Genomic DNA, 26,976 nt, shown 5'->3' on the forward strand with positions numbered 1-26,976 from the left:
CCTTCGATCACCGCTCAACCGATAACAAGGAGCAATTTCGTGTCCGCACAACTGGATCCCGCCTACCGCGCCCGGGCCATCGATGCGCTCGGCGACACCGAGATCGACGTCCTGGTCATCGGTGGCGGGGTAACCGGAGCCGGCGCCGCCCTGGACGCGGCCGCGCGCGGCCTGTCCGTCACCCTGGTCGAGGCCCGCGATTTCGCCGCGGGGACCTCGAGCCGGTCCTCCAAACTCATCCACGGCGGGCTGCGCTACCTCGAGCAGCTCGACTTCGCCCTGGTCCGTGAGGCTTTGAAGGAGCGCGGGCTGTTGCTGAGCAAGCTCGCGCCGCACCTGGTGCGCCCGGTGTCCTTCCTGTTCCCGCTGCAGCACCGGGTCTGGGAACGCGCCTACATCGGCGCCGGGGTCGCGCTGTACGACACCCTCGGCGGCGCGCGCTCGGTGCCCATGCACAAGCACCTGACCCGCACCGGCGCACTGGAATTGGCGCCCGCGCTCAAGGACGACGCCATGACCGGCGCGATCCGCTACTACGACGCGCAGGTCGACGACGCCAGGCACACCATGACGCTGGCCCGCACCGCCGCCGAGCACGGGGCGACAGTGCTGACCCGCACCCGGGTCACCGGGCTGCTGCGCGACGGCGAGCGCATCGTCGGCGCGCGGGTCACCGATCTGGAAACCGGTGCGGCGCACACCATCCGGGCCCGGACCGTCATCAGCGCCACCGGCGTGTGGACCGACGACATGATCCAGATGACCGGCGTCGAATTCCCGTTCCACGTGCGGATGTCCAAGGGCGTGCACATCATGGTGCCGCGCGAACGGCTGAACATGGACACCGGCCTGATCATGCGCACCGAGAAGTCCGTGCTGTTCGTGATTCCGTGGGCGGAGCACTGGATCATCGGCACCACCGACACCGAATGGTCGCTGGACAAGAACCATCCGACCGCCAGCGCGGCCGATGTGCAGTACATCCTGGATCACATCAATTCGCTGCTGCGCGAACCGCTCACGCGCGCGGACATCGTCGGTACGTACGCGGGGCTGCGCCCGCTGATGACCGGCGCGTCGAAGGAGACCTCCAAGCTCTCGCGCGAGCACGCGGTGGCCGAGCCCGCGCCGGGCCTGTTCGTCATCGCGGGCGGCAAGTACACCACCTACCGGGTGATGGCCTCGGACGTGGTCGACGCGGCCGCCGCGCGACTGGGCGGCGACGTGCCGGCGTCCAGCACCGAGAACGTGCCCGTCCTGGGCGCGGTGGGCTACCGCGAGATGCTGGACGACGCGTCCGGCGTGGCCGCCCGTACCGGGCTGCCGGTCGAGACCGTGCACCACCTGCTCGGCCGCTACGGCTCGCTGAGCGGGGGCATCTTCGAACTGATCGCCGCCGATCCCGCACTGGCGCAGCCGATTCCGGGTGCCGACGACTACATCGGGGCCGAGGCCGTCTACGCGGTCACCCACGAGGGCGCCCTGCACCTGGACGACATCCTCACCCGCCGGACCCGCATCTCGATCGAGGTGCCCGACCGCGGCCTGAAGGCGGCCCCGGAGATCGCCACCCTGATCGCCCCGCACCTGGATTGGGACGGCGAGCGCGCCAACACCGAGATCAACCGCTACTACGACCGCGTGCACGCCGAGCTCGCCGCCAACGAGGCGATCGACGACGAGGCGGCCAACGCGGCCCGCCTGGTCGCGACGGCCTGACCGAACGCCCGAAAAGCCCTGCCGCACCGGGACACCGGTGCGGCACGGCTTTCTTCGCGCCTCCGGTACCGGCAGCAACGGCGGATTCAGGGCAGTAGGCGTTGTTCGTTCGCCACGGCGACCGCCGCGGCGCGGGTGTCGACGCCGAGTTTGTCGTAGATGCGGCCCAGATGGGTTTTCACCGTCGCCTCGCTGATGTGCAGGGCGCGGGCTATCTCGCGGTTCCCCGAGCCCCGGGCCAGCTGGGCCAGGATGTCCAGTTCGCGGGCCGTCAGGCTGGGTTTGGGGTGGCGCAGCTGGGACATGACGCGCTGGGCCACCGGTGGGGACAGCGCCGTACGGCCTTGTGCGGCAGCGTGAATCGCGGCGAACAGCTCGTCGGCGCTCTCGGCCTTGAGCAGGTAGCCCGTCGCGCCCGCGGAGATCGCGCGGGTGATGTCGGCGTCGGTGTCGTAGGTGGTCAGCACCAGCACGCGCGGGGCCGGGGACGGGAGAGCCGTTATGCGGCGGGTGGCTTCGGCGCCGTCCATGTCCCCGCCCAGTTGCAGATCCATGAGCACGACGTCGGGGCGCAGCCGTTCGGCCAGGGCCACCGCCTCGGGCCCGCTGCCCGCCTCGCCGATCACCTCGATGCCCGGGGCGCTGCCCAGCAGCGCGAGCAGGCCCGCGCGCACCACCGCGTGGTCGTCGCAGATGATCAGGCGCACAGGGGATTCGGCGGTCACGACGCCTCCAGGGGTATGGCGGCCGAGAGCACCGTGCCCTCGCCCGGCGCGGATTCTATGGTGAGCGTGCCGCCGAACTGCCGCAGCCGGGCCCGCATCGCCGGAATCCCGTGCCCGCGTTCACCGGTGGCGGCTACGGCGCCCGGATCGAAGCCGCGCCCGTCGTCGGCGACGTCGAGCACGATCTGGTCGCCCAGGTGGGTCAGGGTGAGCGTCACCGTCCGCGCCGCACCGTGCTCACGCGCATTGGCCAGCGCGCCCTGGGCGATGCGCAGCAGCGCGGCCGCGACGCGCGCGGGCGGCTCCACGGGCGCGCCGTCGCTCGCGAAACTCGCGGCGATGCCGTCCTCGGCCGCGCGGTCGGCCAGGGTGCGCAAAGCCGCTGCCAGCGAACCGTTCTCGGCCAGTTCGGCCGGGGCGAGATCGTGGACGAAGCGCCGGGCCTCGGCGAGGTTCCGCTCGGTCACCCCGGCGGCGGCGCGCACGTGCGCCCGCGCCCGCTCCGGCTCGGCGTCCCACACCCGGTCCGCGGCCTGCAGCAGCATGCCCTGGCTCGAAAGTCCCTGCGCCAGCGTGTCGTGTATCTCCATGGCCACGCGCTGCCGCTCGGCGAGCATGCCCGCGCGCCGCTCGCTGCCCGCCAACTCCGCCCGGGTACGCATCAGGTCGTCGATGAGCGCGGCCTGCCGCTCGGTCTGGCGGCGCATGAACACGAACGTCGCCGTCGCCACCGCGGCGACGGCCGGCGGTGCGAGCAGCACGTTCGGGTCCAGCCACCCGGCCAGGCGCACCTGGGTCACGACGATCAGCACGGTCAGCGCGACCACCGCCGCCACCGCGATCCGCAACGGCAGGATCCGCAGCGCCAGATACAGCAGCGGGACCGCGCACCACGCGAAACTCGGGCCGAGCAGTACGAGCACCGCCCACACCGCGATGACCAATCCCAGCCACAGCGCCGCACGCCCGTCGACCGGGCCGACCCGCGAAAGCGGCTCGGCCGCAGCGGCATCGACGGAATCCGCTCGTTCGCCCGATGGTCGCGGCCGATGAGATGCCGTGCGCACAGCCCCACCACCGTGCGTCGCGTCCGCCGGGGATTCGACGACTTCCGCCGATGCCGGTTCGACGCCACGCCCCACGGAGTCCGGCCGAGGAGTGTCACCCTGCCCGGGCCGGGCGGATTTCGCCGGGTCATAGGTGGCGGTGCGATGCGAACCGAGGGCGTAGAGAACGGCCAGGACCAGCGAGAGGGCGACCACCCACGGGGTTCGCGGGGTGTCCTGATGGCGAATCAGGAAGCGGGCCAGGGAGGCGGCCAGCAGGACGTAGAAGGCGATGTCCATGGTGAGGCCGAGCCTGCGCGGGTCAGGAGCGGCCTGTGTTCGGTTGTGCGTGGTGATCACCTCCTGCGAGCGGCCCGGTCCTCGACCCGGCATGAATCGGTCTTGCGACCCGGTTGGCCCGAGCTTTCGATCATTCGCGGTCCGGGCTCGCGATTCCGAACCCGTGGCGCAACGGCCCGCGAACCGGTGACTCCGTGGCCCATGAGCCGGTGACCAGGTATCCAAGCCGGTCGAACAGCTCATTGTGCCGGGTTCGGGCGGTTTCGGGATCAACCGATCGGCTGACCCGGGTGTCGGCCGGGCGGGGTCGCGGATGTAGCCGCCGCGTCGATGGCGGGGCGCGCTCGGAGCCGAAGTATGGGTGGGGAACCGGCGGCACCGGCCGCGGCACCCGACAACGCGAGGGAAACACCATGAACACCAAGAGCATCAGCCTCCGGACCCGGCTCCTGGTCGGCGGCGTCGCGGCCGTCGCCGCCACCGCGGGCGTCGTGGGCGTGGTCGCCTCGAACGCCGAGGGCACCGATCCCGCGACGAAAGCGCCGGTCGTCGCGGACGCCTCCGACGGCAATCTGCAGCAGAGCACGCACCTGACCATCGCGGCCGCCACGAAGGCGGCGCAGGCCGCGCTGGACGCGGCGCAGCGGGACAACCAGCGGGTCAGCGTGGCCGTGGTCGACCGCAACGGCAACACCCTGGTGCAGTTGCGCGGCGACGGCGCCGGCCCGCAGTCCTACGACGCCGCCCGGGAGAAGGCGTTCACCGCGGTGTCCTGGAACGCGCCGACCTCCGAGCTGGCCGGCCGGTTGTCGTCCGCACCGCAGCTGGCCGACATCCCCGGCACGCTGTTCCTGGGCGGCGGCGCCCCGGTGGCCGCGAAGGGCGCGCCGGTCGCGGGCATCGGCGTGGCGGGTGCGCCGAGCGGGGATCTGGACGAGAAGTTCGCGCGGGCCGGCGTCGCCGCACTCGGCGGCTGACCCTGCCGCACGCGTGTTCCCAGGGATTTGCGGAAATGAAAACCGTAGAGTCTGATCCGGTATGGCCGTTCCCGCGGACGACACCCCGACCGGAGGTTCCAGCATGGACTTCAGCTCGATTTTCATCAGCGAGGCACTGGGCACCGGCATCCTGATTCTGCTCGGAGCGGGCGTGGTCGCCAACGCGTTGCTGGCCAAATCCAAGGGGTACGAAGGCGGCTGGCTGCTCATCACCTTCGGCTGGGGTCTCGGGGTGTTCGCGGGCGTGTACGTGGCCTACAAGACCGGCGGGCATCTCAATCCCGCCGTCACCATCGGCAACCTCTTCGCCGGATCGGCCGACTACGCACCCGGCGTGCCGGTGACCTTCGGCAACACCGTCGCCTACCTGTCCGGCCAATTGGCCGGCGCGTTCGCCGGAGCGTGCGCCGCCTTCGCCGCCTACAAACAGCATTTCGACGCCGAACCCGACGACGCCAAGAAACTGGCGGTCTTCGCCACCGGCCCGGCCATCCGCTCCTACCGGTGGAATTTCCTGACCGAGGTCATCGCCACCTTCGCGCTGGTCTTCGTCATCCTGGCCTTCGGGCACACGCCGAGCGGGCTCGGACCGCTGGCCGCGGCCCTGCTGGTGGTGGGCATCGGCGCGTCGCTGGGCGGGCCGACCGGGTACGCGATCAACCCCGCCCGCGACCTCGGCCCCCGCATCGCCTACGCGCTGCTGCCGACCGGTCGCGCGGTGCGCCACGCACCGCAGCGGGTCCCGGCCGACGCGGGCCGGGGCGTCGCCGAGCGCATGCCGGAACAGCTGCCCGCGCAGGCCGATTCGCACCACAAGAACCCCGACTGGGCCTACTCCTGGGTCCCGGTGCTCGGCCCGCTGCTCGGCGGCGCGCTCGCCGGACTGGTCGCGCAGCTGTACCTCTGAGCAGGGCTTTCCGGCTCGTTCCCCGAATGTCGGTGAGACTTGCTAGTTTTCGCCTCGTACCACATCGACGAGCAGCGAAAAGCACGGAGCGAGACGCGGATGAGCACTACGGCCACCACCCACTACCTGGAACTGTCGGAAGACAGCGGTTCGGCACACAAGTTCTACGAGGTGGTGGTGGCCGATACCCAGGTCACCATTCGATACGGGCGCATCGGTGAGAGCGGCACCGCCAAGGTGAGCTCGTTCGCCACCGCGGAGAAGGCGAACGCCGCGGCTGCCAAGAAGATCGGCGAGAAGGTCCGCAAGGGCTACGCCCCCGCCGTGATGGGCGCGCGCGGCAAGCGCCCGGTCACCCGCCGGGCCATCGTCTCCCGGCGCTCCACCGCCAAATCGGCCCCCGTGCTGTGGTCCTTCGATTCCGGGGCGGCCGCCTTCGGCATCTTCGTGGACGAGCACCGCTGCTGGGTGGGCAACGAGAACGGCGACGTGTTCACCCTGACCCCCGGCGGCGAGGTGACCGGCCGCTTCCAGCTCCCGAACGCCGTGAAATGCATTGTCGCCGACGACTTCTGGATCTACGCGGGCTGCGACGACGGCCGCGTCTACGATCTGTCCGGCAAGGTGCCGCGCGCGGCCTACGACATCGCCACCGACGTCGACATCTACTGGCTCGACATTCACGACGGCACCCTGGGCGTCTCCGATCGCCAGGGCGGGCTCACCGTCATCGACCACGAGGAAGAGTCGCTCTGGACCCGCAAGAGCACCGGCAACTCCGGCTGGATGGTGCGCATCGACGATGCCGGTGTGTACCACGGCCATTCGAACGGCGTCACCAAGTACGACCTGGCCACCGGTAAGAACGAATGGGACGTCAAGACCGGCGGCTCGGTGCTGTTCGGCTGGCAGGAGGCCGACGCGGTCTACGCGGGCACCAGCCACAACCAGGTGCGCATGGTGGCCAAGAACGGGCAGTCCGAGCGCACCTACCAGTGCGACAAGGCCGTGTTCTCCTGTGCCACTTCCCCGGACGGGCGCTACGTCTTCGCCGGCGACAACTACTCCTCGGTCTACTGCTTCGACGCGAGCGGGCAGCGACTGTGGAAGCTGGGCACCGGCTGCGGCTCGGCGTACTCCATGCAGTACCACGACGAGAAGCTGTACCTGGTGACCACCAACGGCTCGCTGGCGTGCCTGGACGTGAGCGAGACCGCCATTCGCGACGCCGAGCAGGGCGTGCTGCCGGAGACGGTGTCGGTGAAGGCCCCGGAGTTCTCGGCCGTGACCCCCAGCGCCACCGTGGAAGTCATCGCCGAGGCCGGTGACGGCGTCGTGGTGGAATGCGTGAACACCGGCGGCGGATTGCGCGTGCACGTGGTCTCCGCCGGCTACGAGCGGGGCTGGAACGTGCAGTTCCCCCGCGACATTCGCGAGGCGGGCGCGCGCTACGTCGTCGACTCGATCAGCGAATCGGCGCGCGGCGGCTTCTACCGCGTGCGCGGTGACATCCGCCGCCTGGGCTGAATCACCGCCCCGCCGGGCACTTCCGGCGCTACCGCTGGGAGCTGAACAGCTCCCCCGGATTCGCGCCGAGATTCACGAAGTGCTCCTGCTCGACCTTCACGAAAATGGCCCGGCCGGTGGCGATCACGAGGTCGCCATCGGTCAGCTCGGATTCGATGAAGAGCTTGCGCCGCTGGGCCGCGGTCAACCAGGAAGTAACGACGAATTCCCTGCCCAGCCGCGCGGGCGCCCGAAAGTCGACATCCAGCTTCGCGGTGACCGCCGGCTGCCGCAGCGGCAGCAGCAACGCCCCCGACGCCTCGTCCAGTGCCGCGGCGATCATGCCGCCGTGCGCCACACCGGGCGCGCCCTGATGCCGTTCGTCGAGGGTGAAGGCCGCACGCACGGTGTTTCCGCGCCGCTCGAACACCATGCGCGGCGAGGACAGGTTCGACGGCCCGCAGCCGAAACACCCCGCATGGTGCGGGGGGAACGGCCCCTCGGCGAAGAGGTCCCCCAACGGCAACGCTGCCGATTCGCGATCGAGCTCCATTCCTGCAAGTTAACTCAGATTCGTTCGCAAAGCGAGAGACGTCCCGGACGGCGAACGGCGCCGCGCCGACGGAATCGACGCGGCGCCGGGCCGGTACGCGAGCCCGGCTAGTCCTCGCCGCCTCCACCGCGGCCGTTCCGCGCGGCCCCGGCCTTACCGGCCCCTGCCTTTCCGGCCCCGGCTGTGCCCGCCCCGGCCGTGTCCGCGGTCGCGATCGAACTCTGACTCGTCCGGTTCCCGTCCCGATGCACCGCCTCGACCACGAGCCCGGCGTCGCCGGCGTCCACGCGCACGGTGTCGCCGGGGGCCAGCGCGCCGTCCAGAATCTGCTTCGACAGGCTGTTGTCCAACTGCCGCTGGACCGTTCGGCGCAGCGGCCGCGCGCCGAACTCGGGTTGATAGCCGGTGTCCGCGAGCAGGTCCATGGCCGCGTCGGTGACATCGAGCTCGATGTCCTGGGCGCGCAGGCGCCGGCGGGTGCCGTCGAGCACCAGATCCACGATGTTCCGGAGCTGCGCTCGATCCAGGCGATGGAAGACGATCTGCTCGTCGAGCCGGTTGAGGAACTCGGGCCGGAAGTGCTTGCGCAGGCGCTCCTCCAGCTGCGGGGTGATCGCCTCCAGGTCACCGTCTTTCGCGGACAGGATGATGTCCGAGCCGATGTTGCTGGTTAGGATGACGATCGTGTTCTTGAAATCGACGGTACGGCCCTTGGAGTCGGTGACCCGGCCGTCGTCGAGCAACTGCAGCAGCACGTTGAACACGTCCGGGTGCGCCTTCTCGACCTCGTCGAACAGGATCACCGAATACGGCTGGCGCCGAACCTTGTCGGTGAGTTGCGCGGCATCGTCGTAGCCGACGTAGCCGGGCGGCGCGCCGACCAGCCGGGATACCGTGTGCTTCTCCTGGAATTCGCTCATGTCGAAGCGGATGAGCCGGTCCTCGTCCCCGAAGACGGCCTCCGCCAGCGCTTTCGCCAGTTCGGTCTTGCCGACGCCGGTCGGGCCCAGGAACAGGAACGAGCCGATGGGCCGCTGCGGATCCTTCAACCCGGCCCGCGCCCGGCGCACCGCCTCGGCGACCGCGACGATGGCCTCGTCCTGGCCGATGACCCGTTTGTGCAGCACCTCTTCGAGTTTCAGCAGTTTCTGCCGTTCCTCGGCGGTGAGATCGGCGACCGGGATGCCGGTGCGGCGCGAAATCACCTCGGCGATATCGGTGATCGTCACCGCCGGCGGCTCGGCGGTATCGGCGGGGGTCTCCGCGTGCTCGGCCGCGGCGATATCGGCCTTGAGCCGGTTGGCCTTCTCGTAGTCCTCGGCGTTGACCGCGGCGTCCTTCTCCCGCCGCAGCCGCTCGAGTTCCTCCTGCTGCTCCCGGGCTTCGGGGGCACGGGTTTTCGTGCGCAGGCGCACCCGCGCGCCCGCCTGATCGATGAGGTCGATGGCCTTGTCCGGCATGAAGCGATCGGTGAGATAGCGGTCGGAGAGTTCGGCCGCCGCGATCAGCGCCTCGTCGTCGTAGCGCACCTGGTGGTGCTCCTCGTACACGTCGACCAGACCGCGCAGGATCTCGATGGTGTCGGCCACCGAGGGCTCGGACACCATGACCGGCTGGAAGCGGCGTTCCAGCGCGGCGTCCTTCTCGATGTATCGGCGATATTCGTCGATGGTGGTCGCGCCGATGGCGTGCAATTCGCCGCGGGCGAGCGCGGGTTTGAGCAGATTGCCCGCGTCCATCGACCCCTCGCCGCCGCTGCCCGCGCCGACGATGGTGTGCAGCTCGTCGATGAAGACCACCAGTTCGTCCGAGTGCGCGCGCACCTCGTCCAGGACCTTGGTGAGCCGCTCCTCGAACTCGCCGCGATACTTGCTGCCCGCCACCAGCGACGCCACGTCCAGCGCCACGACCCGCCGCCCGGCGAGGGTGTCGGGCACGTCGCCGTTGACGATGCGCTGGGCCAGGCCCTCCACGATGGCGGTCTTGCCCACGCCCGGATCGCCGATGAGCACCGGGTTGTTCTTGCGCCGCCGCGAGAGGATCTCCACGGTCTGCTCGATCTCCTCGGCGCGGCCCACCACCGGGTCCACCTTGCCCGCGCGCGCCTCGGCCGTCAGATCGCGGCCGTACTCGTCCAGGGTCGGGGTGTCACTGGGTTCGCGGGGCGCGCCCGCGGCGGGCAGCTTGGCGCCGGACAGGGCCTGGGCGGCCGGGCTCTCGGGACTGGCGGCGATACCGAGCAGGATGTGCTCGGGCCCGATGTAGCTGCTGCCGGCCTCGGCGGCGCTGCGCTGGGCGTTGCGCAGGGCGGCCTTGGCCGCGGGGCTCAGCGCCAGGGCGTGCCCGGCGCCGTGCGCGCCGACCCCGCTGCCCGCGGCCGCCCGCATCTGGGCGCGCAATTGCCCGGGGTCGCGGCCGATCTCGGTGATGATGCTCGTGCCGGGCTCGATGTCGGCGGCGGCGTAGAGCAGGTGTTCGGGGGTGATCTCCGCGCTGCCCCACTCGTGCGCGGCCGCCCTGGCGCCGTCGACCACGGCCTTCGCGCTTTCACTCAGCAAACGGGTCAGATCGATACGTTGCACCGGCGGCTGCGACGCCATGCCGTTGCCGAAGAAGCGCTCGAATATGTCGTCGAAAGAGTCGAATGATCCCCGGGAACCGGGCCAGCTCTGGGTCATCGTCACCTCGTCGCATCGGGCCGCCGCACCGAATCAGTGAGCCGATCCGCGCAACAGCAAACAATTGGCGAACTCGACTCCACCCTAGCGACCCCCGGCGGCACGGCAAGGGCCGTGACGAGTTCGTGCCCGATGACACCGCCCGCTCGGGTCAGCGAATTTCGGCGACCACCGGAGCGAATGGCGCGTAATCACGCACGCAGCCCTCGGTCCAATCCCACGCGGAGTCGGGATCGACCGCGACACCCTGCTGCAACAGCAGATGCCAGCCGTCCCCGGACTTCTCCCAAATATCACCGTCACGGTCCACATACGCCCCCGAAGCCGCCGGCTCGATTCCACCGATACCGAATCCGCCTGCGGGGAAATCACATTGCTGTATCACGCCACAACACCTTCCTCGATTGGTTCCACCCGAAAGTATCCGCCGCCGCTCTTCCGGTGCACTTCCGGCGGGGTTTCCGTCATATGAATTCATACGCATTCGAATTGCATCCGGCTAGCACAGGAATCAAGGGTCACCACTCTCCGGTCGTAACTATTGGACAACTTTTCCGCAAACTTTTGGCATCTTCGACTTTTTGCGGGATAGTGCTCTTCTTGCGGCGAACGTCCAGTTGGCTGGGGATGAGGAAGGGCGTTCGGAATGGCAGGGCCGGAGATCAGAGTGCTCGGCCCGCTGCACCTGTCGCTCGACGGTCACGACGCACCGCTGGGAACGCCGATGCAGCGGGCGGTCCTCGGCCGCCTCGTCGTCGCCCGAGGCCAGGCCGTCACCACCGACAGACTGATCGATGACCTGTGGTCGGGACAACCGCCGCCCCGGGCCGCCGCGGTGCTGCAGGTGCACATCCACACCCTGCGGCGACTACTGGAACCGCAGCGGGCCCGGCGCGCGCCCGCCCGCTACATCGTGTCCGAATCGTCCGGATATTCCCTGCGGATAGCCGAAAACGCCGTGGATGCCTGGTATTTCGAACAGCAGTTGCGCGCATATCAGGAACTCATCAGCAATCCCGCCGCCCGGCCGGACGCCGCCCGCCGGATCGGGATGCTGGACACGGTTCTCGGCCACTGGCACGGGCCCGCGCTGGAGGCTTTCGCCGATACCGAATGGGCCGCCGCCGAAACCGATCGGCTCACCGATCTGCATCTCACCGCGATCGAGATGAACGCCCAGACCAAACTCGAACTCGAACGTTTCGGCGAAGTCGTTCTCGAACTCCGCGCACTCTTCGACGAACATCCCGGCCGCGAGGAACTCGTCCGGTTGCTGGCCACCGCGCAATACCGCACCGGACAGCAATTGGAGGCGCTCACCACGATTCGCCGCTCCCGTGAATTCCTCGGCCGCGAATTCGGCGTGGATCCCGCCCCCGCGCTGCGGCAGCTGGAGGGCGCCATCCTCACCCACGCCACCGAACTGCGGCCGGACCCGGATCCGCGCCGATCGCCCGGGACGGAGCGGACGGCGGCCGGAGCCGGCCCAGCGGCGAGCCTGGGAACCCGCATCGACAGCGGCACAGGACAATCGGCGAGCGGCATCGAGATCCCCGGCGCGCCGACCGGCACCGGGTACACCGCCGAACTCGGGGAGTTGCTCACCCTTGCCGAGGCCGTCCGTTCGGGCGGGCTGCGCCTGGCGTGGATCGACGGCGAGGCGGGCATCGGCAAATCCACCCTGGCCGAGGCCGCGCTGGGCGCGCTGGCCACGACCGGCTGGCAGGTGGCGACCGGCGGCTGCCCCGAAATCGACGGCGCGCCGCCCGCGTGGGCCTGGTCCGAGATTCTGGACGCCACAGCGGGTTTCGACGGCGCGGCGACCCCGGGGACGGCGCCCGCGCCCGCAGACGCCTTCGGTATGTCCCGGACACTGGCCGAGCGCTGCCGCCGCGCGGGTGCGGCGGCGGGCCCGGTGGCGCTGCTGCTGGAGGACGTGCATCGCGCCGACACCGCCACCCTGCAGGTGCTGCGCCAGCTCGCGAGCTGGCTGCGCGACGAGCCGGTGCTGATCCTGCTGACCACCCGCAGATCCGAAGCCGTTCCGGGGGTGCACACCACCGCCGCCGCGCTGGCCCCGCAGACCGCGCTGCGGCTCCGGCTCACCGGGCTGGACCCCGAGGGCACCCGGCAGGTGGCCCGGGCGGCGGGACTGCGGCCCGTGGACGAGGACCTGTCGCATCGCCTGCACCGGCGCACCGGCGGGAATCCGCTGTTCGTCCGCGAACTGGCGAAACTGCTGGCCGCGCACGGTGATCTGGAACAGGTGCCGGAATCGATCCGCGAGCTCATCGACGATCGCGTCGCGCGCCTGCCCGCGGGCGTCACCGAGGTGCTGCGGCACGTCGCGGTCTGGGGCACCGGAATCGAGCTGAGCGCACTCGCCGCCGTCTCCGGCACCACGCAGGACGAGCTGATCGATCTGGTGACCGCCGCCGAGGCGGCCGGACTGGTCGGCACCCGGGGCTCGGGGCGCATCGACTTCGAGCACACCCTGATTCGCGACGCGGTGTACCTCGGCATCCCGGTGCTGCGCCGCGGCCGCATGCACTGGGCCGCGCTCGAACTCCTGGAGACCCCGCGCCAGTACGCCCGGACGGTCCCCGATCCCGAGGTGCTCGCCCGGCACGCCTTCCTCGGCGCGACCCCCGAAACCGCCTGGCACGCCATCGAATACGTCCGGGCGGCGGCCCGGCACCGGATGAAGCACCGCATGCGCAGCGAGACGGTCCGGCTCCTGCGCTCGGCCGTGCAACTGCACGAACTCGCCGGGCACACCTCCGAACACGCCGCGCGAGGTGATCGCACGGCCCTGCTCGAGCTGCGCTGCACGCTGGTCACCGCCCTGGCCTACGACAACCGGCACGGCGAGGCCCGCGCCGAACGCCTGCGCGCGCTGACGATGGCCGACGGACTCGGCGAGGACGACCTGCTGTACGCCGCGCTGACCAGCTGGCGGGTGCCGGTCATCTGGGCCATCCGGGAATGGCGTGACCCGGATCACCAGGTCCGCCAGGCCCTTTCGCGGGCCCTGGCCGCGCTGGACACCGTCCCGCCGCGGTCCGCGCCGCCGCCCGCCCGCACCGGCACGACCGGTCGCGGTTCCGACGCCCTCGGCACGGAACTCGGCGCGGCTCAGGACAACTCGGCCGCGGCGCGGTCCGCCGGTTCGGTCGCGACCGCGGCTCCCGAGCACCGCGACAGCGGCCCGCGGGCGAGCACCGAACCGGACCCGACAGCGGCGAACCCGGCCGCGAACCCCGCCGCGTCGATCGCGAAAACCGAAGTCGCGGTGCGGCTTCGCATCGCGGCGTCGTTCGAGGCGGGACTCGAGGAGTACGACGCGGGCCAGGCCCTGGCGCGGGAGGCGCTGGCGATGGCGCGCGAGATCGGGGACGCGGAACTGGTGTGCGCGGCGATCAACGCGCTGACCTACCTCGAGTTCGACTACGACGCCGAGTTCGTCGAGTTGACCGCCGAGATGGAGCGGGTCGCCGAGGCCGCGGGCCTGGCGGAGTACCGCGCGCTCGCGCATTACCAGGGTTACCGGGTCGCGGTGGCGCGCACCGATCTTCGGGAAGCCGGGCGCCGAGCCGCGCACACCCTCGAATGCGCGGACGAGGGACAGTTGCAGCCGCTGCTGGACATGGTCGGCTGTTTCGCCGCCACCATGGAGCTGCTGCGCGGGGAAGTCGCCCAGGCCGAGCGACTGTACGAGCAATTCGGCAGGCGGCTACGGCGTTCCGGCAGCACCAACGCCACCGAGTCGGAGTTGTTCTGCGCCACGGCGATCGGCTGGGCGCGCGGGAATCTCTCGGGGCTGGTGGACCGGATCGGCGAGAGCTATGCCGCACTGCCGAGCGTGATGGCGCAGCCGTACGCGCTGGCGCTGGCGCACGCGGATCGGCTGGACGCGGCGCGGGCGGTTTTCGACGACACCGACCCGCGGCGCGACGGACCGTATCCGGTGCTGATGTCGGCGCTGCGGGCCCATACCGCGATCGCGCTGGGCAATACCGACGCGATTGCGGCGCTCTACGAATTCCTATTGCCGCATACCGGCACGGTCATCGGAGTCGAAACCGGTATGGCTTCCTTCGGGCCGATGGACGCGGTACTGGCCGCGCTCGCCGACGCGGCCGGTGACTCGGGCGCGGGGGACGTCCATCGCGAACGCGCGAGCGGACTGCTGGAGCGAATCCGCGCCGAACTGCCGCGCGCCGGAGATTCGCCGCTGCACGCCGCGTAAATAAGCGCTGGTGGAACCTCTTTATAAGGCCGGAGCCGGTACCCATCGGGCACCGGCTCCGGCCGAATTTCACTACGGGATTTTCCCGTTATTTTACTTCGAGCGCTGGTACGCCTCGACGATCTCCGCGGGGATGCGTCCCCGGGAGGACACCTGATGTCCCTGGGCCCGTGCCCACTCGCGGATCGCGGTGCTCTCCTCGCGATCCACCGCCGGACGGGCACGCCCACCCGCCACGGCGACCTTGCGCTGCTTGGAGCGCCCCACCTTGCGGGCCTTCTCGGTCCACGCTTCCAGCGACTCCCGCAACTTGCCGGCGTTCTTGATCGACAGGTCGATCTCGTAATCCATCCCGTCGATCGAGAAAAAGACGGTTTCGTCGGCCTTCGATTCGCCGTCGTAGTCGTCAACCAGAGTTACGGTGACTTTCTTCGCCATGGACTGCCCTTCCACGTAGAGGTGCCGCTATTCGCCGAAATGCTAATGCCATGACTGGAAGGTTTCAAACCAGGCACGTTTGGAAATACCCGAGATCAGACTATTCTGCTATTACCGCGCAGACCAGACGGTCTTCAGCACACCCGGAATGCGGTCAACCGCCACCCCGATCGACCGCGAACAATGCGCGCGGCAAGGGCGAAATGTCGGATTCCTCGATCGTATGCGGCACACACTTCCCCCCGCCGCGACTCGGTCATGATCACATCCACCCTGGTGAGGGTCGCGCCGCCGAGTTCACGCCCGGGCGCCGATCCCGTACTCACCAGCGTGCTCAACGCGGCGATCACCGGCCCCTCGGCCAGCGGCCGCAACTGCGCCGGCGGCCGGCGACCGTCCAGCACCTCCAGCGCCACGCGCAGCGCCGCACGGGCGAATTGCCTTGCCCCGGCGAGCGCTTCGCCGGAAGTGACCGATTTCGCAGGCTGCGAAGCCGTTATTACCCGTTGTAGCGCAACGGTTCCGGCGCGCCCGGCGACCGTTTTTCGGATGACGCCATTGCGACACGAGACCGGGCGCGTGTGCGACACCGAATGGTCGCGAACCATTGTTTGCCAATGTGTTGCGCACGTGGGTAAATCGCCCGTCCAGTTTTCGGCCGGACAACCGCGGAGCCGCAACGGCGGCTCCAACCCCGGTGCGCGTGACAGGAATCCACCGTCCGAACCCATGGCCACCCCCCGATCGTCGCCCGGCCGCCGCGCTCTCCGGATCATCCTCGGCCACCATCCGCCGGACCGCATCCGGGCCGGCGCACCTCGCACTCCCCCGATCGGCCTGCCCGCCGGGCGAACTACCGCAGCAGCGCCAGTCTGCCCGCGAAGTCGGTGGGCAGGTACAGCAGCGGACTCGTCGTCCAGAGCTGTCCGGATTGCGGATCGTACCGATTCGGCATGGCGACGCCGGCCGGTGCGAAGGCGTCGAAACCGTGTGCGGCCGTGGTGCGGGTGGCGCGCCACAGGTGGTCCGCGAAGGCGACCACCGCCGCCCGCTCACCGGCCACCGCACCGCCCCTCAGCTCGGCGATCTTCGCCGCCACCCCGTCGGTCGAGAGATAGACGAGGGTGCCGTCGGCCGCCCGATCCGGGTCGATGACGACGACGTCGGTCAGGCCGTAGGCCGTGCGCAGCACCTCGGCGATCTCGGTCTGCGCGTAGATCGGAACGCCGCGTCCGCCCCGCGCGGCGACCACCGCCGCCGCGAGTTCGGTGTTGACCGGTCCCGGTTCACCCACGGTCCGCGCCGGATCGGCCCCGGCGGGTATCCGATTGCCGAAGCTGTACGCCACGATGATCGACGCGGTCTCGGCCGGGGCCGCGGGCACCGTCCACGGATCGGCCGCGGCCGCCGGCGGGGCGGCGTGAACGGAACCCGCCACGGCCATCGTGCCCAGCATCGCGGCCGCCACCAGGGCCGTTAATTTCCAGGTGGAACTCATACGCCCGATGCTAGCCAGGGGCGTCTCAGACCCGCTGCAGGGCCTTGCCGGCGGTCACCGGCCGCAGCGTCTTGCGCAGATCGGTGCGCATGGTGGTGGCCGCGTCGATCAGGTAGTTCTGGCGCACCTGCCACGGATGCCGATCGCCCTGGCGCGGGAACTGCCCGATGGAACGCTGGATGTACCCCGAGGCCAGATCCAGCAGCGGCCGTTCGCGCAACGTCCGGTCGGGCTGCGGTACGACCGCGCGGTAGCCCTGCCGATCCATGAAGTCCAGCACGCGGCACACCAACCGCGAGGACAGGTCGGCGCGCAGCGTCCAGGACGCGTTGGTGTAGCCGATGCACACCGCGAAATTGGGCACGCCGGTGAGCATCGTGCCCTGCCAGACGAATTCGTCGGACAGCTGGACCGGAGCACCGTCCACGTGCAGTTCGATCCCGCCGAAGGCGAGCAGCTGCAGACCGGTGGCGGTGACCACGACGTCGGCCTCGAGCACCCGGCCCGACTTCAGCCGAATGCCTTCGGGCACAAAGCTTTCGATGTGATCGGTGATCACATCGGCGCGGCCCTTGCGCATGGCCTTGAAGAAGTCGGCGTCCGGCACCGCGCACAACCGCTGATCCCACGGGTCGTACTCGGGGGTGAAGTGCTCGGCGACCAGGTCCCGGTCCTTCAGGATGCGGGTGGTGAGTCCGGTCAGCAGCTTGCGCGCGGCCTCGGGACGCCGGCGGCAGTACTGGTAGAAGCCGATGTTGAACAGGATGTTCTTGGTACGGATGACCCGGTGCGCCAGCTTCGGCGGCAATTTCTCCCGGATGCTGTCCGCGACCTTGTCCCGGCCCGGAACCGCGGAGATCCAGGTGGGGCTGCGCTGGAGCATCGTGACGTGCTCGGCCTGTTCGGCCATGGCGGGCACCAGCGTGACCGCGGTCGCGCCGCTGCCGATGACCACGACCTTCTTCCCGGTGTAATCCAGGTCCTGCGGCCAGAACTGGGGGTGCACCACGGTGCCCGCGAACTCGTCCAGGCCGGGGAAGTCGGGTGAGTGGCCGCGGTCGTAGTCGTAGTAGCCCGCGCAGGAGTAGAGGAATCCGCAGGTGAGGGTGCGCTGCTCGACCCCGGCGCCGGTGCGCTCCTCCAGGGTCAGTTCCCAGTGCGCGGCGGTGCTGTCCCAGTGCGCGCCGATGACCTTGGTGCCGAAGCGGATATGGCGGTCGATGCCGTTCTCGGCCGCGGTCTCGGCGATGTAGCTCAGAATCGACGGCCCGTCCGCGATGGACTTGGCCTCGACCCAGGGCTTGAACGGGTAGCCCAGGGTGAACATGTCCGAGTCCGAGCGCACGCCCGGGTAGCGGAACAGATCCCAGGTGCCGCCCAGGTTGGCGCGGCTCTCCAGGATGGCGTAGCTGCGTCCGGGATGCTCGGTCTGCAGTCGATAGGCCGCGCCGATGCCGGACAGCCCGGCTCCGACTATCACGACATCGAGGTGTTCGGCGGGGGCAGTCGCGGCGCTCATGCCTTCCAGTCTGTGACGGCCGCTCGGCCCATTCTTGACTCTGCACGACAAGTATTTGATTCTGGACGACATGTCGGTCATTCGATCCGCCGGATTGCGCGGATTCCGCGCCACGGTCGCCGAGCTCGGCGGCGATCCCGAGGAGCTCGCCACCCTGTGCGGGCTGCCCATCGAGGCCCTGGACACCGACGATCTGCTGGTGCCGGACCAGGCGGTCGGCGCGGTCATGGAGCTGGCCGCCCATCGGCTGCACTGCCCCGATCTGGGCCTGCGCATCTCCCTGCGCCAGGACCTGGACATGCTCGGCCCGCTGGCGCTGGCCATCCGCAACTCGCCCACCCTGGCCGACGTCCTGGAGTGCACCTCGCGCTACCTGTTCGTGCACGCGCGCTCGCTCAGTCTCACCATGGAACCGGATCCGTACGGCGATCGCGGGGTGATCGCGCTGCGCTACACCGTCACCGAGCCCGGTCTGCCCATCCCCGTCCAGGGCACCGATGTCGGATTGGCCTTCGTGCACCACACGATCGCGCGGCTCGCCGAACCGCGCTACGGCCTGCGCTCGGTCGAACTGCCGTACCGGCCCGCCGCCCCGATCGCGGTGTACGAGGAATTCTTCGGCGCCCCGGTGCGGATCGAGCGGCCGGTGGCGCTGCTGCGGGTGCCCGCGTCACTGGCCACCCGGGCTCTCTCGGGCGGCGACGAGAATCTGCACCAGCTCGCCATGGCCTTCCTGTCCCGCCAGTCCGGCGGCGCCGCCGCGGCGCTCACGCCGCGGGTGCGGACCACGCTGCAGAAACTGCTCGGCACCGCCGCGCCCGAAATCGACGCTGTCGCAAGGCTGCTCACGCTGCACCCGCGCACGCTACAGCGCCGGCTCGCGGCCGAGGGCACCTCGTTCGCGACCCTGCTCGACGAGGTGCGGCGCGCGGAGGCGCGACGCTATCTGACCACCACCGACATTCCCATGAGCCAGGTGGCCTCGCTGGTCGGGCTCTCCGAACAGTCGACCTTCACGCGCTGCTGCCGGCGCTGGTGGGGCGCGACGCCATCGGCGATCCGGCGCGAGAGCGCCGCCCGGGACCAGCCCGCCTGACTCACAACTGCCGGCTCGGCACGAACACCCGGACGCCGGTGATCCGCGCGCCGCGCTCGGTGAAATCGAGCTGCGCGATACCCCGGCCTTCCCGGGTCTCCACGGTGGCCGTGACATTGCGACCGGCCGCCAGCGGCTTGCTCCAGCGCAGGCCCTTGGCACGAAGGGTGAAGTCCTCCAGCGACATTCGTTCGTCGCTCGCCCACGACAGCTGCGGCACCGGCGCCAGCGCCGCGTGCGCGCCCGCGACCTCGCCCCGGCCGATGGCGTCCAGCAGCCGGGCCGCGGCGTGCTTGCCGGCCTTGCCGACGCTGCTCATCCCCTTCATGAAAGCCAGTGCGCCGCCGACACCCTGGTTGCTCACCAACTGCGGCCCGAGCTTGGCGCCGGCCAGCAGACCCTGCGCGCCCGAGCCCATCAGCTGGGCGATCATGCCGGGCAGCTCCCAATGCGCGCGCAGCGCACGGATCTTCAGCGCACCGTCCACCTCGGCCAGGTCGTAGCGCAGGTGCATGGGCACGTGCAGGGTGACCCCGGTCGACATCGTGGTGGCGATGGTCAGATCCCGGAAGACGGTCATGCCGCAGACGACATCGTTGGTGACGTCGAAGGCGATGCCGTTGGGCGCGATGAAGGTGTCGTAGAAGCGCTCGATGGCCGCGCGGCCGATGTGCGGGCGCGAACCCACCGGATCCTCGACGCTGCCGTTGTCGGCGAACAGGCCGACCCAGGCGGCCCGGTCGTGCACCCCCACCGCCTGCGGTGAGGCTTCGACGGTCGCCAGCAGTTCGGCGGCAGTGGGATTCGCGGGCACGGTTCCTCCAGGTGATCGGCAAGCGCGCGCGATGATACCGGCCGCCCCGTACCCGGGTCTCGGGAACGGGAGCGGACGTGTGCGGCGTTACTCCGCCCGTTCGCTACTGGCTCGGCACCAGATTTCCGCCCACGTTCGTGATCTTCCAGTCCTGGGACGGATCGACGGTGACGTTGTAGGTGACCGTGGTCTGCACACCGTCCGGGTTCTGCGCGTTGGTCGAGGTGACGTTGAGGAAGACGTTCACCTGGTAGATCCCGTTGTCGTGGGCCGAGACCTTGGCCGCGACCGGGGTGGCGCTCGAGGTCCACTTCAGCGGGACCAGGATCTCCTGCAGCTTCGGCGCGGTGGCGTCGAACTTGGCGGCCAGCGGGGCGGTCGTGTTGGCCTTGAGCCGCCCGTTCCAGGTGGTGAGGTCGGTGAAGTCGATATTCGAGGCGCCCACCGCGTAGTCGGTCGCGACCTGTTCGGCGTGCCGGGTGTCGGCCGCCGCGGCCTCGTTCGAGTTCAGGTCGTGCCGCGCGGACAGCCACAGCGCGCTGGTGGCGACCAGCGCGCCGATCAGCAGCACCGCCGCCGCGGCCAGGCCGAGGGTGGAAACCTTGAGCTGCAAGGTTTTCGGCGCACCGGCCGCCGGTGCGGCGGGGGACGCCGGGGCGGCGGCCGCCTTGCCGAGATCGACAGGCGACGCGGTGGCGCCCGCGGAGGCCACCGACTCGGAATCGCCGGGGCCGGTGCCCTTCGGGTCGGTGTCCTGGGACATCCGCGTTCTCCTTCTTCGGGTACTGCTACTTGACGTTGACCCGCACCCGCACCGAGCTCTCGCCGGTGGCGGCGAGGGCCTGCGAGATCAGGGCGCTGATATCGAGCTGCGGGCCGGTGGTGCGCGCGGCGTCCGCGAGCGGCTGCAGCTGCGGTGCGAGGCTGTTCAGTTCGGGACCGGCCTGCCGCAACCATTCGGTGAGCTTCGCCAGGAAGGGCGCCAGACCATTGCTATCCACGTAGGACTGCGGTCCGGGGGTCTGGTCGACCAGTCTACCGACCGCGTTGACCAGCTCTTCCAGCGACCGAGTGAACTGCACCAACGCGGGAGCGGCTGCCGCCGTGGCCGCGCCGATACCGTCCATGTTCGAGGCCGCGGCCTGGAAGCTGTTCAGTAGCTGAGCGATCTTCGGCTCCCGGCTCATGATCGCCGAAGCCAGCAGGTCACCGGCGCGCGTGAGCTGGGGCATCACGCTCTCGGTGCCCTCGAACGCCGCGCCCAGGGTGCTCGCCAGCGAGGCCGCGACCTTCGGGTCGAGCTGGTTCATGACCTGGTTGACCAGGCGCGAGACCTCGGGAATCGAGAGCGGGGACTTGATGGTGGCGGTGTCCAGGCGCTGGCCGTCGCGCAGGTACGGCCCGTTCCCGGTCTTCGGCCGGATCTCCACGTACGGTTCGCCCAGCGCCGAGAGCTGTTCGATGCTGATGACGCTGTCGGTCGGAACGCGACGATCGGCGTCGACCCGGAAGCCGACCTCGACCCCCGCGGCCGTGCCCTCCACCGAGGTGATCTGCCCGACCCGCATACCGGTCAGCAGAATCGGCGAACCGACGCTGAGCCCACCGGAATTCGCCAGCACCATGGAGGCGTGGGTGAACTCGGCGAACGGATCCGCCCGCACCACACCGAAGGTCAGATAGCTCGCGCCGACCACGGTGACCGCGGCGATTCCGCCGAGCGAGGCCAGCGATCCCCACTTCATCGCACCGCTCCGATCATGCGCAGGGTCGAGACGATAGCGCCGACCTGGTCGTCCTTGGATACCGAATCCACCCGCACGCCGGTCACATTCACCTTCGGGCCGCGTTCCACGAAGGGAATCAGCTTGTCCCGCAGCAGCGCGACCAGCAGCGAGAGATTGGAGGGCACCGAGGTGTCGAGTGGGCTGCCCGAAATCGCCAGCGGCACGAAGGCTTGCGCGGCGCCGTCGGCGGCGGTGACCACCGGCGTCAGCCACGGCAGCGCGCCGCCGATCTGCCCCAGCGCGGTGAAGATCTGCGCCACACCGCGAATGGACTCGGTGGCGCCGGTCATGGCGTCCACCGACTGCTGACTCAACTCGTGATCGAGGAAGCCGACCCCGTCGTGCAGCACCTGGGCGTTGGTGGCCAGGCCCGCGAGCAGCGAGTCGATCGCGTCCAGGTTCGCCGCCAGATCCTCGGCGTTGGCGGCCGCGTTCTGCGCGATGCGCTTGGTCTCGTTCGGATCCGCGGGCAGCACCGTGTTGAAGCGATTGATGATGTCCTGCAACTGATTCACCGCACCGCCCTGGGTGAAGGCGGCCAGCGCGGCCATGGTGTCCTCCAGCTGTACCGGCGGGCGGGTGCGCTCCTGGGCGATGGTGCCGCCGTCGGCGAGCAGCTGCCCGAAGCCGTCGGTCGGCGTGGTCAGGGCCAGGTGGATGTCGCCGAGCACGGTGTTCTGCCGCAGTTCGGCGACGGTGGTCGCGGGCAGCCGCACATCGGTCGAGATGTCGGCGTCCACCACCACGTAGCCGCCGCGACCGCCACCCGCGCGCACCGAATCCACCACGCGCACACCGGCGACCGACCCGACCTGCGCGCCGTTGGCGATGACCTTGGCGCGGGCGGGCAGATTGAGCACGTTGGCGAACTCGATGTGCACCCGGTAGGTGGGGCCCGAGACCGTGGTGCCGGGTACCGGCACCGACGACGGGTCGAAGGCGCAGCCGCCGGCACCGGCCAGCAGCCCGGCGGACAGGATCGCGGCGCCGGCGCGGCGCCGCCAAGTTCGAATCGTCATCGCGCACCTGCCATGTCGAGCACCAGCGGCACCAGCGGCACGTTCACCATGCCGTCGGCGGAATTCGTGCACGCGCCCGGGGTCAGGGCGTTCACCGCGGAGCACACCCGATCGGCCTCGGGCACGGGGAGCGCCGCGCGCGGGGAGCCGTAGGCGACGCCGTCGCCCATGAGCGAGCGCGCGGCATCGGTCAGCACGGGAAGTTTGAGCATGATCTCCGAGAGCGACCCGACGTTGGCGCGCAGCAACCGCACCAGCGGCAGGGTGTCGTCCAGGGCGCGCATGATGGGATCACCGGCGATGGTGATCAGGTCGTTGAGCATCGGCAGCGCCTGACCGAGGCTGTCGATCAATTCCGCACCGGGACCGAGCAATTCGGTGCTCGCGTTGTTCAGCGCGGGCGCCAGGCGCAGCAGCATGGACCGCAGATCGCCCCAGTGCTGCTCGACCTTCGCACCGACCGAGGCGAAGGCGTCGAAGATGCCCGCCAGATGCCCGATGTCGGCGTCGGGCGCGGCCAGGGCCGACCCGAGCTTCTTGACGATCTCGTTGATCTGCGGCCCGGCCCCGGCGGTCGCGGTGTCGAGCCCGGCCAGACCGTGCTCGAGGGCGTTCGGGGACTCCGCGGCCTGCAACTGCGCCGACAGATCCGCGATCGCGGACAGCGTCTCGGTGATGCTCTTGGGAGTCAGCGTCTTGTCGATGCACCGGCTCGAATCCCACTGCGCCGCATTCTTACCGCTGAACAGCACCGCCAGATTGCGATCCGCGACGATGGAGTCGGCGACCGTGGTGGCCGCGGCGTCCGCGTACACCGGGTACTTCGCGTCCACCGAGAAGGCGACCTTGACCTTGGCGCCCTCGGCGGCGATGGAATCCACCGTGCCCACCGCGATGCCGCGCATGGTCACCTTGTTGCCCACGTAGAGCCCGACCGCGTCCGGCATGAGGGCGCAATAGGATTGGGTCTTCTTCATCGGGTCGAAGTAGACGAAGTAGCCGACCGTGGCCAGCACCGCCACCAGGACCGCGCCCGCGACCGACATGAACGCCTGCGAGCCGAGCATGCGTTTGAACATCAGCAGTCCTTTCCGGGCACCGGCACGCACACCGGCGGCACGGTCACCGTCTGCTGGGACCCGTCGACGTGCACGCCGTCCTCGGGGATCACCAGTTCGGCGAACCGGTGCTGCAGGCTCTGCGCGGCGGCCAAGGTCGGCTCGAAACGCGTTCCCAGCTCTTCGAGTTGGGTTATCGCGTCGGTCAGTTTGGTCTTCAGCGACTCGTCCCAGGCGGGCTGCGCGCCGGCCAGCCGGCCCACCACGCCGCCGAGCAGGCGCAGCGCCTCGGACATCTCGCTGTGCTTGGCCTCGAGCACGGTGACGAGCAGGTTCGCGTTGTCCATGAGCCTGCCGAGGTCGGTCTTCGCGCCGTCGTACATGGTCACGTACTCGTCGGCCACCGCGACCGCGTTGGACACCTGGGTGCGCTGGCGCTCGAGCATGTCCACGTAGGTGCCGACGGTCGACAGCGTGGTGCGCAGACTCTCCGGCGCGGCCTCGAAGGAGTCGCCGAGCGCGGCGAGATTGCGGTTGAGGCTGTTGCCGTCCAGTGCGGCGAGCGGGGCCGCGGCGTCCTGGAAGGTCTGAACCAGGCTGTAGGGCAGGCGAACTCGGTCCGCGGGAATCGCCGACGACCCCAGCGCCCGGTCCCCCGCCGGGAACACGGCCACGTAGTGACCGCCGACGATGGTGAGCATGCGGATGTCCAGTGAGGTCTGATCACCCAGGAACACATCGGAATCCACGGTGAAGGTCATGACGACGCGATCGGGCTGCAGCTCCAGCGTCTTCACCTCGCCGACCGAGATGCCCGCGATGCGCACGTCGTCCCCGACCTTCACCGACTGGGCCTCGGACAGCTCCGCGGTGTAGGTCTGTTTGCCGAACGGCACCACGAACAGCACACCGACCGCGACCAGCGCCGCGACCAGCAGGACCGCGCCGATCACGCCGCGGCGCAGTTCGCGCCGCTTGCGGGTGCCGTCGTCGATGACCATGTCCCCGCGCCGCAGCGCCGCGCGCAGGCGCTCGAGACTCATCCGTTGCATATCGCCACCCGCTGTCCCGAGATCAGCACCTGCACCAGCTCCGGCAGTTCGGCATTGCCCTTGGCGCACACCGGCTTCCAGCCGGTGGCGTTCGCGGGGGCCGCGGCGTCGGCCGCCGTCAGCACCGCGGGCAGCCTGCCGAACACCTCGACCGCCTCGCGGGCGTCGGGGAAGATCTGCCGGATCAGCGCGTCCACGTCGTTTCCGCTGCTGATGCCGAGCGTGCGCAGCAGACTGTCGATGGGGCCCAGGACCGACGGCGCGGTCATGGCGAACTGCGCGAGCCCGCCGATGTTGGCCTGCAGCGCTTCGAAGATGTCGCTGAGCCGCGCCAGCAGCGGCACCAGGTAGTGGATGCGGCCGCTGAGCCGATCGTCCAGATCGGACATGTTGCGGATCAGCGTCCCGATGACCTGCTGCCGGTTCTCCACGTGGGCGGCGAGCTTGCCGATGGCGTCCATGGCCGGGCCGATGCCGCTGCCGTCGCCCTCGATCAGCGCGACCATGCTGGCGCTGAACTGATTGATGGACTCCGGGGAAATGGTGGCCAGCACCGGCTTCAGGCCGTTGAACAGGCTGGTCACGTCGAAGGACGGCACGGTGCGATCGGTGCCGATCCGGGAGTCCGCGGCCAGGCGGGTCCCGGGCGCCGGCTGCTGCTGCAGATCGATGTACCGCTGCCCCGTGAGGTTCTGGTAGCGAATGGCCAGCTTGCTGTTGTCGTAGATCGGGGCGTCGGTCTTGACCGAGAGCCGCACCAGCGCCTGCGCGCCCGCGAGTTCGATCTCCTTGATCTTGCCGACCTGCACGCCGTACATGCGCACGTCGTCGCCGACCTTGAGGCCGTTGGCGTCGGTGAACAGGGCCTCGTGGTTCTCGGTCTCCCCCGAGACCGGCCGGGAGATGGCCGTGAGCACCAGGCTGAGCACCACCCCGATCACCGCGGCGAACAGGCCCAGCCGCCAGGCCGCACCCTTGACCGTCATCGCACACCTCCCAGCAGCGGCACCGCGACGGCGGGCACGCCGTGCAGATCGACCTCGAGATTCAGCACCGGCCCCTGCCCGTCGTCGGGCATCGCCGCGTGCAACCGCTGCAGCAGCGTGCGCAGCTCGGCCGCGGATTGCTGTGGGCGCGGCAGCATCTGGGCCAGCATGGTCAGCACCGGCGCGAGCATGTCGGTGAGACCGGACAATTCGGTGCCCGCGGTGCCGAGCGTGCCCGCCAGCGTGGGCAGCAGCTGCTGGGTGACGATCGCCAGGCCCGCGTCGTACTCCGCCCGATTGCTCTCCAGGCGCTGCATGCTCAGGATCATGTCCACCGCCTGGACGGTCGCGCCGGCGAACCGGCCGCCGCCGTCGAAGGCCGGGCCCAGCTCACCCACCAGCCGTGACAGCGGCATCGTCTGGTTGTCCGCGACCGTGCGGGTCGCGGTGATGAGCGCCTGCGCCAGCGGCATGAGCGCCTCGGTGTCGGCCGCGGCCTGCGCGATGACCGAGGCCATCTGCGGGGTCAGCACCGAATCGCCGACCCGCGAGGCACTGCGCAGGATCGAGCCCATGGTGGCGTCGTAGACGTCGCTCGCCTTGGCGCCGGTCAGATCGATGAGCGCACCCGCGCGCAGCGGAGCGCCGCCGGGACCGCGCCGCAGGTCGATCTCGCTGATGCCGAACAGGTTCGCGGGCGCGTAGTCCACCCGCAGGCTGTCGTCGAGCCCGAACAGCTTGGCGTCGTCCAGGCGCAGTTCGATGCGCTGGGTGCCGTGCCGGTCCGGGGTGATGTCGGTGACCTCGCCGACGAGCACGCCGTTCGAGCGCACCTCGGTGCCCACGAGCACGCCGTCGCCGATCTGCTCGGTGCGCAACGTGACCGCAAGGCCCACTTCGGCTTTCTGTGCGCGGTACAGCGCCCAGCTCGCGGCGACCGCGAGCACCAGCGCCACCGCGATGGCTCCGACGGCCATGGATCGCTTGCGATCCACGGCGACGCCGGGCATTCCGTAGTTCGGCATCCC

The 26,976-nt window shown here is 70.0% G+C and carries 23 protein-coding genes; 6 read left to right on the forward strand and 17 right to left on the reverse strand.

Features of this window, described 5'->3' with window-relative positions:
* Nucleotides 1–39: 39 nt before the first annotated feature.
* Complete coding sequence (gene glpD / locus ACWIGI_RS27755; protein WP_454205425.1) at nt 40–1,719, forward strand: glycerol-3-phosphate dehydrogenase; 1,680 nt, start codon at nt 40–42, stop codon at nt 1,717–1,719.
* Nucleotides 1,720–1,805: 86 nt separating this feature from the next.
* On the opposite strand, the gene ACWIGI_RS27760 is transcribed toward glpD, so the two are convergent.
* Nucleotides 1,806–2,444, reverse strand: coding sequence for a response regulator (locus ACWIGI_RS27760; protein WP_454205426.1), 639 nt, complete (start codon nt 2,442–2,444; stop codon nt 1,806–1,808).
* Nucleotides 2,441–3,883, reverse strand: a complete 1,443-nt coding sequence (locus ACWIGI_RS27765) for a sensor histidine kinase (RefSeq protein WP_454205427.1) — start codon at nt 3,881–3,883, stop codon at nt 2,441–2,443. Before ACWIGI_RS27765 ends, ACWIGI_RS27760 begins: the two co-directional genes overlap by 4 nt.
* A gap of 320 nt (nt 3,884–4,203) precedes the next feature.
* Between ACWIGI_RS27765 and ACWIGI_RS27770 the strand changes: the two genes are divergently transcribed.
* From ACWIGI_RS27770 to ACWIGI_RS27780, 3 genes are all read left to right on the forward strand, one after another.
* Nucleotides 4,204–4,767 (forward strand): GlcG/HbpS family heme-binding protein, encoded by a 564-nt coding sequence (locus tag ACWIGI_RS27770; protein WP_454205429.1) that lies wholly within the window; start codon nt 4,204–4,206, stop codon nt 4,765–4,767.
* 61 nt (nt 4,768–4,828) lie between these two features.
* Nucleotides 4,829–5,695, forward strand: coding sequence for an MIP/aquaporin family protein (locus ACWIGI_RS27775; RefSeq protein WP_454205430.1), 867 nt, complete (start codon nt 4,829–4,831; stop codon nt 5,693–5,695).
* A 99-nt stretch (nt 5,696–5,794) separates the two neighbouring features.
* Nucleotides 5,795–7,222, forward strand: coding sequence for a WGR domain-containing protein (locus tag ACWIGI_RS27780; protein ID WP_454205431.1), 1,428 nt, complete (start codon nt 5,795–5,797; stop codon nt 7,220–7,222).
* A 28-nt stretch (nt 7,223–7,250) separates the two neighbouring features.
* Here the strand turns inward: ACWIGI_RS27780 and ACWIGI_RS27785 are convergent, their stop codons facing one another.
* From ACWIGI_RS27785 to ACWIGI_RS27795, 3 genes are all read right to left on the reverse strand, one after another.
* Nucleotides 7,251–7,754, reverse strand: coding sequence for a PaaI family thioesterase (locus ACWIGI_RS27785; RefSeq protein ID WP_454205432.1), 504 nt, complete (start codon nt 7,752–7,754; stop codon nt 7,251–7,253).
* Between the two features lie 107 nt (nt 7,755–7,861).
* A complete protein-coding gene (locus ACWIGI_RS27790; RefSeq protein WP_454205433.1) occupies nt 7,862–10,432 on the reverse strand; it encodes an ATP-dependent Clp protease ATP-binding subunit in 2,571 nt (856 codons plus the stop codon).
* Between the two features lie 151 nt (nt 10,433–10,583).
* Complete coding sequence (locus ACWIGI_RS27795) at nt 10,584–10,742, reverse strand: hypothetical protein (RefSeq protein WP_454205434.1); 159 nt, start codon at nt 10,740–10,742, stop codon at nt 10,584–10,586.
* Between the two features lie 336 nt (nt 10,743–11,078).
* Between ACWIGI_RS27795 and ACWIGI_RS27800 the strand changes: the two genes are divergently transcribed.
* Nucleotides 11,079–14,681: a BTAD domain-containing putative transcriptional regulator gene (locus ACWIGI_RS27800; RefSeq protein WP_454205435.1), complete on the forward strand. Its 3,603-nt coding sequence runs from the start codon at nt 11,079–11,081 to the stop codon at nt 14,679–14,681.
* Between the two features lie 93 nt (nt 14,682–14,774).
* Here the strand turns inward: ACWIGI_RS27800 and ACWIGI_RS27805 are convergent, their stop codons facing one another.
* The 4 genes from ACWIGI_RS27805 to ACWIGI_RS27820 form a co-directional block, all read right to left on the reverse strand.
* On the reverse strand, nt 14,775–15,119 hold the full coding sequence (locus tag ACWIGI_RS27805; RefSeq protein WP_454205436.1) for a histone-like nucleoid-structuring protein Lsr2: 345 nt from the start codon (nt 15,117–15,119) through the stop codon (nt 14,775–14,777).
* Between the two features lie 134 nt (nt 15,120–15,253).
* Nucleotides 15,254–15,727 carry an Rv3235 family protein gene (locus tag ACWIGI_RS27810; RefSeq protein ID WP_454205437.1) on the reverse strand — a complete coding sequence of 158 codons (474 nt, stop codon included), beginning with the start codon at nt 15,725–15,727 and terminating at the stop codon, nt 15,254–15,256.
* Nucleotides 15,728–15,972: 245 nt separating this feature from the next.
* Nucleotides 15,973–16,617, reverse strand: a complete 645-nt coding sequence (locus ACWIGI_RS27815) for a hypothetical protein (RefSeq protein WP_454205438.1) — start codon at nt 16,615–16,617, stop codon at nt 15,973–15,975.
* 25 nt (nt 16,618–16,642) lie between these two features.
* The gene (locus tag ACWIGI_RS27820) at nt 16,643–18,136 is read right to left on the reverse strand and encodes a flavin-containing monooxygenase (RefSeq protein ID WP_454205439.1); all 1,494 of its coding nucleotides are present in this window, start codon (nt 18,134–18,136) and stop codon (nt 16,643–16,645) included.
* Nucleotides 18,137–18,206: 70 nt separating this feature from the next.
* Between ACWIGI_RS27820 and ACWIGI_RS27825 the strand changes: the two genes are divergently transcribed.
* Nucleotides 18,207–19,232 carry an AraC family transcriptional regulator gene (locus tag ACWIGI_RS27825; protein WP_454205440.1) on the forward strand — a complete coding sequence of 342 codons (1,026 nt, stop codon included), beginning with the start codon at nt 18,207–18,209 and terminating at the stop codon, nt 19,230–19,232.
* Nucleotide 19,233: 1 nt separating this feature from the next.
* Here the strand turns inward: ACWIGI_RS27825 and ACWIGI_RS27830 are convergent, their stop codons facing one another.
* The 8 genes from ACWIGI_RS27830 to ACWIGI_RS27865 all read right to left on the reverse strand — a co-directional run bounded on the left by ACWIGI_RS27830 (nt 19,234) and on the right by ACWIGI_RS27865 (nt 26,973).
* Nucleotides 19,234–20,046: a nuclear transport factor 2 family protein gene (locus ACWIGI_RS27830; RefSeq protein WP_454205441.1), complete on the reverse strand. Its 813-nt coding sequence runs from the start codon at nt 20,044–20,046 to the stop codon at nt 19,234–19,236.
* Nucleotides 20,047–20,149: 103 nt separating this feature from the next.
* Nucleotides 20,150–20,809 (reverse strand): hypothetical protein, encoded by a 660-nt coding sequence (locus ACWIGI_RS27835; RefSeq protein ID WP_454205442.1) that lies wholly within the window; start codon nt 20,807–20,809, stop codon nt 20,150–20,152.
* A gap of 25 nt (nt 20,810–20,834) precedes the next feature.
* The gene (locus tag ACWIGI_RS27840) at nt 20,835–21,791 is read right to left on the reverse strand and encodes an MlaD family protein (protein WP_454205443.1); all 957 of its coding nucleotides are present in this window, start codon (nt 21,789–21,791) and stop codon (nt 20,835–20,837) included.
* Nucleotides 21,788–22,852 (reverse strand): MlaD family protein, encoded by a 1,065-nt coding sequence (locus ACWIGI_RS27845; RefSeq protein WP_454205444.1) that lies wholly within the window; start codon nt 22,850–22,852, stop codon nt 21,788–21,790. Before ACWIGI_RS27845 ends, ACWIGI_RS27840 begins: the two co-directional genes overlap by 4 nt.
* On the reverse strand, nt 22,849–23,931 hold the full coding sequence (locus ACWIGI_RS27850; protein ID WP_454205445.1) for an MlaD family protein: 1,083 nt from the start codon (nt 23,929–23,931) through the stop codon (nt 22,849–22,851). Before ACWIGI_RS27850 ends, ACWIGI_RS27845 begins: the two co-directional genes overlap by 4 nt.
* On the reverse strand, nt 23,931–24,953 hold the full coding sequence (locus ACWIGI_RS27855; protein ID WP_454205446.1) for an MlaD family protein: 1,023 nt from the start codon (nt 24,951–24,953) through the stop codon (nt 23,931–23,933). The genes ACWIGI_RS27850 and ACWIGI_RS27855 overlap by 1 nt, the downstream gene beginning before the upstream one ends.
* Nucleotides 24,950–25,948: an MlaD family protein gene (locus tag ACWIGI_RS27860; protein WP_454205447.1), complete on the reverse strand. Its 999-nt coding sequence runs from the start codon at nt 25,946–25,948 to the stop codon at nt 24,950–24,952. Before ACWIGI_RS27860 ends, ACWIGI_RS27855 begins: the two co-directional genes overlap by 4 nt.
* A complete protein-coding gene (locus ACWIGI_RS27865; RefSeq protein ID WP_454205448.1) occupies nt 25,945–26,973 on the reverse strand; it encodes an MlaD family protein in 1,029 nt (342 codons plus the stop codon). The genes ACWIGI_RS27860 and ACWIGI_RS27865 overlap by 4 nt, the downstream gene beginning before the upstream one ends.
* Nucleotides 26,974–26,976 lie beyond the last annotated feature (3 nt).

The sequence above is a fragment of the Nocardia sp. NPDC055321 genome (genome assembly GCF_053645575.1).